Source organism: Serratia sp. CY31944, assembly GCF_052169175.1.
Classification (GTDB): Bacteria; Pseudomonadota; Gammaproteobacteria; order Enterobacterales; family Enterobacteriaceae; genus Serratia; species Serratia sarumanii.
Genome location: NZ_JBJNLG010000041.1, coordinates 1 through 5,203, shown reverse-complemented (window position 1 = coordinate 5,203; position 5,203 = coordinate 1). Strand labels below are relative to the sequence as shown.

Here is a 5,203-nt window from a genome sequence, read left to right as displayed (position 1 = left end):
CGAGTCGGGGTGTCATACTCAACGTGAGAGGTGTTGATGGTGATACCACGAGCTTTTTCTTCTGGCGCGTTATCGATCTGATCGAAAGCACGTGCAGAACCGCCGTAGGTTTTAGCCAGTACGGTAGTGATCGCTGCAGTCAGGGTAGTTTTACCGTGGTCAACGTGGCCGATAGTACCGACGTTAACGTGCGGTTTTGTACGTTCAAACTTTTCTTTAGACATCGATTGTCCCTCTAAGACACGGATAAATCGGTGGTATCACCACATCAACCAAGCATTTGCTCGTTGAATCCAGAACAGAAAGAAAATCAGGGGGCGAGAAATTAAGAAGTGGTGCTGATAGGCAGATTCGAACTGCCGACCTCACCCTTACCAAGGGTGCGCTCTACCAACTGAGCTATATCAGCACATCTTGGAGCGGGCAGTGGGAATCGAACCCACATCATCAGCTTGGAAGGCTGAGGTAATAGCCATTATACGATGCCCGCATCCTGGAACTCGGCTACCTGATTTTTCTGTAGAATTTTGGGATGGAGCAGGATTGTTCATCACTCGGCTCGCATCCTTCGGGCCGGCTGCGCCTTGCGCTGCACAGCTCGAACCTTGCCGAAGGCTTTCGCCCTCTCCTCCCGCTATCAACCGTTGCGGCATTTATCGCATTTCAGTTAATCGCCGAAGGCAAGATTTGGTGGTGGGGGAAGGATTCGAACCTTCGAAGTCTGTGACGGCAGATTTACAGTCTGCTCCCTTTGGCCGCTCGGGAACCCCACCAGATTTTAACTACTTGTGACTTGAATGGTGCCGGCTACCGGAATCGAACTGGTGACCTACTGATTACAAGTCAGTTGCTCTACCTACTGAGCTAAGCCGGCATCAAGTGCAGCGCATTCTAGGTAGAGCGGGCGACCTATGCAACAAAAAAATTGCTTTACGCGCACTTTCGCTCACAAATCAGTCAATTTTGCATACTGTCATGCAATTCGCAGCCTGCGGCGTGCAAACATTCATCACTCGCGGCAATCATTCTCTACAATTTTATCCACTTTTTGCAAGCCTTGAGCGCCACTTTCTCCGTGTCGGGCTTCTCAAAACACTTAACCCGCAACGGTAAACTGTGAGCGGGATCGATGCACCAAAAAGGGGATACCTGCCCCGGACCGAGGCGTGAGCTACACTGATCCCTCACCCTTTTGCCGTCGTCATGCCTTTCGCCGCTGTGGCTCAGTTATTGCTTCTCTTCATTACCCCCATATCTGGAGGAATGACTCATGAAAATAGTGCCTATCAACGCCGCTACGCTGCCGATTTACCGGGATGAATTGGCCCGCCTGTTGACCGATGCCGTCACGCACGGCGCTTCTGTCGGTTACGACACCTTAATCCCTCACGAAGACGCCGAGAGCTACTTCCACAGTCTGCGGCCGGCCCTGGCTAAAGGTGAACTGCTGCTGTGGATTGCCCGCGACGAGCGCGGTGTCGTTGGCACCGTGCAACTCGAACTCTGTCAGAAGCCGAACGGCCGTAATCGTGCGGAGGTGGTGAAGCTGTTGGTGCATAGCCGCGCTCGTCGCAACGGCGTAGGTCAGGCTCTGATGAAGACGCTGGAGCACTCGGCGCTGCAGCAGCAACGCGGGCTATTGTACCTGGATACGCAGGCCGGTTCGGCAGCAGAAGCGCTTTATCGCAGCCTGGGTTATCGCTGTTTGGGCGAGCTGCCGGATTATGCGGCGGGGCCCGATGGGCATTACCATCCGACCGTTATTTATTACAAACGCCTGTTCACCGTGAACCAACCTTCGCGCGCCATCGCCAGTTAACCTTCAGGCGGTATCCGGCCCCGATGATGCCGCCTTGCGGCCCCGCTTTATCAACTGCGCGCCGCTTCGCACAATTGACATAAACTGCTGCCTATCGACAACTTTTGCGAAAAAAGTCTACGCCAAAAACGAAGCTGTCTATAATATGCAGCTTGTTTATTCTCTGGAGTTGGCGTCCGGCGCCTTTCCCAACCTGCGTTAACAGGCAGAATTTGGCTTATGATAAAAAGAGATCAATCTTTAGCAACGCCCTACCTACAGTTCGATCGTACCCAATGGGCTGCGTTGCGAGATTCGGTGCCGCTGACGTTGTCGGAAGAAGAGATCGTTAAACTGAAAGGGATTAACGAAGATCTCTCGTTGGAAGAAGTTGCGCAGATTTATCTGCCGCTGTCACGGCTGTTGAACTTCTATATCAGTTCCAACCTGCGCCGACAGGCGGTGCTGGAGCAATTCCTCGGCACCGACGGGCAAAAGATTCCCTATGTCATCGGCATCGCCGGCAGCGTAGCCGTCGGTAAGAGCACGACCGCACGTCTGTTGCAAGCGTTGCTGAGCCGCTGGCCTGAACATCGCAGCGTGGAGCTGATCACGACCGACGGCTTCTTGCATCCTAATAAGGTGCTGAACGAGCGCGGTCTGATGAAGAAAAAAGGCTTCCCGCAGTCTTACGATATGCATAGCCTGGTGAAATTCGTGTCGGAAGTGAAATCCGGCGCCAAACGCGTCACCGCTCCGGTTTATTCTCATTTGATCTATGACGTTGTGCCCGAAGGTAATAAAGTCATCGAGCAACCGGATATTTTGATCCTGGAAGGGCTTAACGTATTGCAAAGCGGCATGGATTATCCCCACGATCCGCATCGCGTATTCGTTTCCGATTTTGTCGACTTCTCTATATATGTCGATGCCCCGGAGACGCTATTGCAAAGCTGGTATATCAATCGCTTTCTGAAATTCCGTCAAGGCGCATTTTCCAATCCCGATTCTTATTTCCACCACTATTCAAAATTGCCGGAACCGGAAGCGATTAATATCGCCACGCAATTATGGAATGAAATTAACGGGTTGAATTTGCAGCAGAATATATTGCCTACACGCGAACGCGCCAGCCTGATCATGACCAAAAGCGCTAACCACGCCGTTGAAAGCGTGCGTTTAAGAAAGTAAGCCTATCGTTCGATTCAGGGGACGTTGCCGTCCCCTGCTTTCTCTAACTATTCTGCGCTGCGCAGCGATATCTCTCCACCGATGAAAGGCTTGATTTCCCCGTCTTGTTCCAGCAGTAGCGCGCCCTGCGAATCGATTCCTCGGGCGATACCCACAATCTGCCGCTCGCCGATAAGCAGCTTGACCGGCCTGTCGATAAAGTTATCCAGGGTACGCCAGCGACCGATAAAGGGCGCCAGTCCGTCTATCTCAAACTGTTTCAACGACTGACGCAGTTCATTAAGCAGGGTTGCAGCCAGCTCATTGCGATCGATCTGAATTCCCGCTTCCTGTAGGTTAATCCATCCTTGAGTAATGGCGCTGGCATTGGTATCACGCATCGCCAGGTTGATGCCGGCACCTATGACCAGTTGAGCCGCATCGCCGGTTTTCCCCGTCAGTTCGACCAGGATCCCCGCCAATTTACGATCGTTCAGATAGAGATCGTTAGGCCACTTCACGCGCACATCGGCCGCACCGAGACGCTGCAGAACTTCCGCCATCACCATCCCGATCACTAGGCTAAGCCCCATGGCCGCAGCCGGCCCCTGCTCCAGTCGCCAGAACATCGACAGGTATAAATTAGCGCCGAATGGCGAGATCCACTGCCGCCCGCGGCGCCCTCTTCCTGCCTGCTGGTATTCAGCGACGCAGGCGTCACCGGAGTGCAATTCGGCGATGCGGTCCAGCAAGTATTGGTTGGTGGAATCGACCACCGGCAACACGCTTACGCGCTTGTCTTCCAGCAGGCTGAGGATACGCTCGGCTTCCAACAGCTGGATGGCACCAGGCAGGCTGTAACCTTTGCCAGGCACGGTAAAAACATCCAGCCCCCACTCGCGAATGGTCTGAATATGCTTATTGACCGCCGCACGGCTCATGCCCAGTGACTCACCGAGATGTTCCCCGGAATGGAATTCGCCGTCGGCCAGCAGTGCGATCAGTTTTAACGGAACCTTGGTATCTTTCATGACAGCACCGCTACGGCATTCAGCTCACCGGTCGCGCCAATAAAACGCACCTCAGGTTCCAGCCACACACCGAACTTATCGGCCACCGTCTTACGTACGTGGCGCGCCAACGCCACCACATCCTGACTGTGAGCGTTGTCGATGTTCACCAGAACCAGCGCCTGCTGGCGGTGTACCGCAGCGCCACCGATACGATATCCTTTCAGTTCGCATTGATCGATAAGCCATCCGGCCGCAAGCTTCACCTGGCCATCCTGCTGTGGATAGTGCGGCATGCCGGGGTATTTAGCGATGAGTTCTGCGGCTTTCTCTGCGCTCACCAGCGGATTCTTGAAGAAGCTGCCGGCATTGCCGGTTTCACGCGGATCGGGCAGCTTGCTGCGGCGCATGGCGCATACGGATTCAAATACCTGAAGCGGCGTCACCGTGGCGGGATCCAGCTTGGCCAGATCGCCGTAGCTCAATTTGGGTTGCCATTGTTTGTTGAGACGCAGGCCCAGCCCGACAATGACATGCCCGGTTTGGAAACGGTGTTTGAAAATGCTTTCCCGGTAACCGAAACCACACTCGGCAGCCGGAATGCGATCGATAGCACCGGTAGAGAAGTCCAGCAGATCGACATACTCGCAGACGTCTTTCAATTCGACGCCGTAGGCGCCGATGTTTTGGATAGGGGCGGAGCCGGCCAATCCAGGAATCAACGCCAGGTTTTCCAGGCCGCAGATCCCGGCCTGCAGCGTATATTGCACCAGGTCATGCCAGTTTTCACCGGAGCTGACGTGGAGATACCAGGCATCGTTATCTTCCCGAACATCGATACCTTTCAACTGATTGACCATTACCGTGCCAGAAAAATCCTCCAGGAACAGCACGTTGCTACCTTCACCGAGAATCAGCAGCGGCTCCTGACGCTTTCGCGTTTGTTGCCACACTTTGAGCATCAGCTCAATTCTATCGGCCATGATCAGGTGCGCTGCGTTGACCGGGAGCGCAAACGTATTGTGGTTTTTTAAAGACGCGCTTTCAGTAGACATAACGTTCAGTACCCATAAAGAAATAATCTTTCGCCTAGTCTACTCGATTCGAGGCGTCTGGCTAATATTTGTTTTAATTAACGTGAAATTTATCGCCTAATACACTGGAGAATTAAGAATTATCCTTGATATAACCGGATAATTCTCATCAACATCTTCATAAATAGATA

General features: G+C 53.3%; 5 protein-coding genes, 4 tRNA genes and 1 other RNA gene. 2 read left to right on the top strand and 8 right to left on the bottom strand.

Annotated elements, in window-relative coordinates; genetic code table 11:
* The 6 genes from ACJ8IN_RS24540 to ACJ8IN_RS24515 form a co-directional block, all read right to left on the bottom strand.
* On the bottom strand, positions 1–224 hold a 224-nt coding region (locus ACJ8IN_RS24540), incomplete at its 3' end, for a GTP-binding protein (protein ID WP_008502775.1).
* A gap of 109 nt (positions 225–333) precedes the next feature.
* Positions 334–409 (bottom strand) — tRNA-Thr (locus tag ACJ8IN_RS24535).
* 6 nt (positions 410–415) lie between these two features.
* A tRNA-Gly gene (locus ACJ8IN_RS24530) sits at positions 416–490 on the bottom strand.
* Positions 491–526: 36 nt separating this feature from the next.
* Positions 527–642, bottom strand: a non-coding RNA gene (locus tag ACJ8IN_RS24525) — RtT sRNA.
* Positions 643–688: 46 nt separating this feature from the next.
* Positions 689–773: transfer RNA gene (locus tag ACJ8IN_RS24520), tRNA-Tyr, on the bottom strand.
* A 25-nt stretch (positions 774–798) separates the two neighbouring features.
* A tRNA-Thr gene (locus ACJ8IN_RS24515) sits at positions 799–874 on the bottom strand.
* 396 nt (positions 875–1,270) lie between these two features.
* On the opposite strand from ACJ8IN_RS24515, the gene ACJ8IN_RS24510 reads away from it, so the two are divergent.
* On the top strand, positions 1,271–1,819 hold the full coding sequence (locus ACJ8IN_RS24510) for a GNAT family N-acetyltransferase (RefSeq protein WP_033636719.1): 549 nt from the start codon (positions 1,271–1,273) through the stop codon (positions 1,817–1,819).
* Positions 1,820–2,038: 219 nt separating this feature from the next.
* The gene (gene coaA, locus ACJ8IN_RS24505) at positions 2,039–2,989 is read left to right on the top strand and encodes a type I pantothenate kinase (RefSeq protein WP_033636718.1); all 951 of its coding nucleotides are present in this window, start codon (positions 2,039–2,041) and stop codon (positions 2,987–2,989) included.
* A gap of 47 nt (positions 2,990–3,036) precedes the next feature.
* Here coaA and birA read toward each other — a convergent pair whose 3' ends face one another.
* Together birA and murB are read right to left on the bottom strand one after the other, a co-directional pair.
* Positions 3,037–3,999, bottom strand: coding sequence for a bifunctional biotin--[acetyl-CoA-carboxylase] ligase/biotin operon repressor BirA (gene birA, locus ACJ8IN_RS24500; RefSeq protein ID WP_308325353.1), 963 nt, complete (start codon positions 3,997–3,999; stop codon positions 3,037–3,039).
* Complete coding sequence (gene murB, locus ACJ8IN_RS24495) at positions 3,996–5,033, bottom strand: UDP-N-acetylmuramate dehydrogenase (RefSeq protein ID WP_060425290.1); 1,038 nt, start codon at positions 5,031–5,033, stop codon at positions 3,996–3,998. The genes birA and murB overlap by 4 nt, the downstream gene beginning before the upstream one ends.
* Positions 5,034–5,203 lie beyond the last annotated feature (170 nt).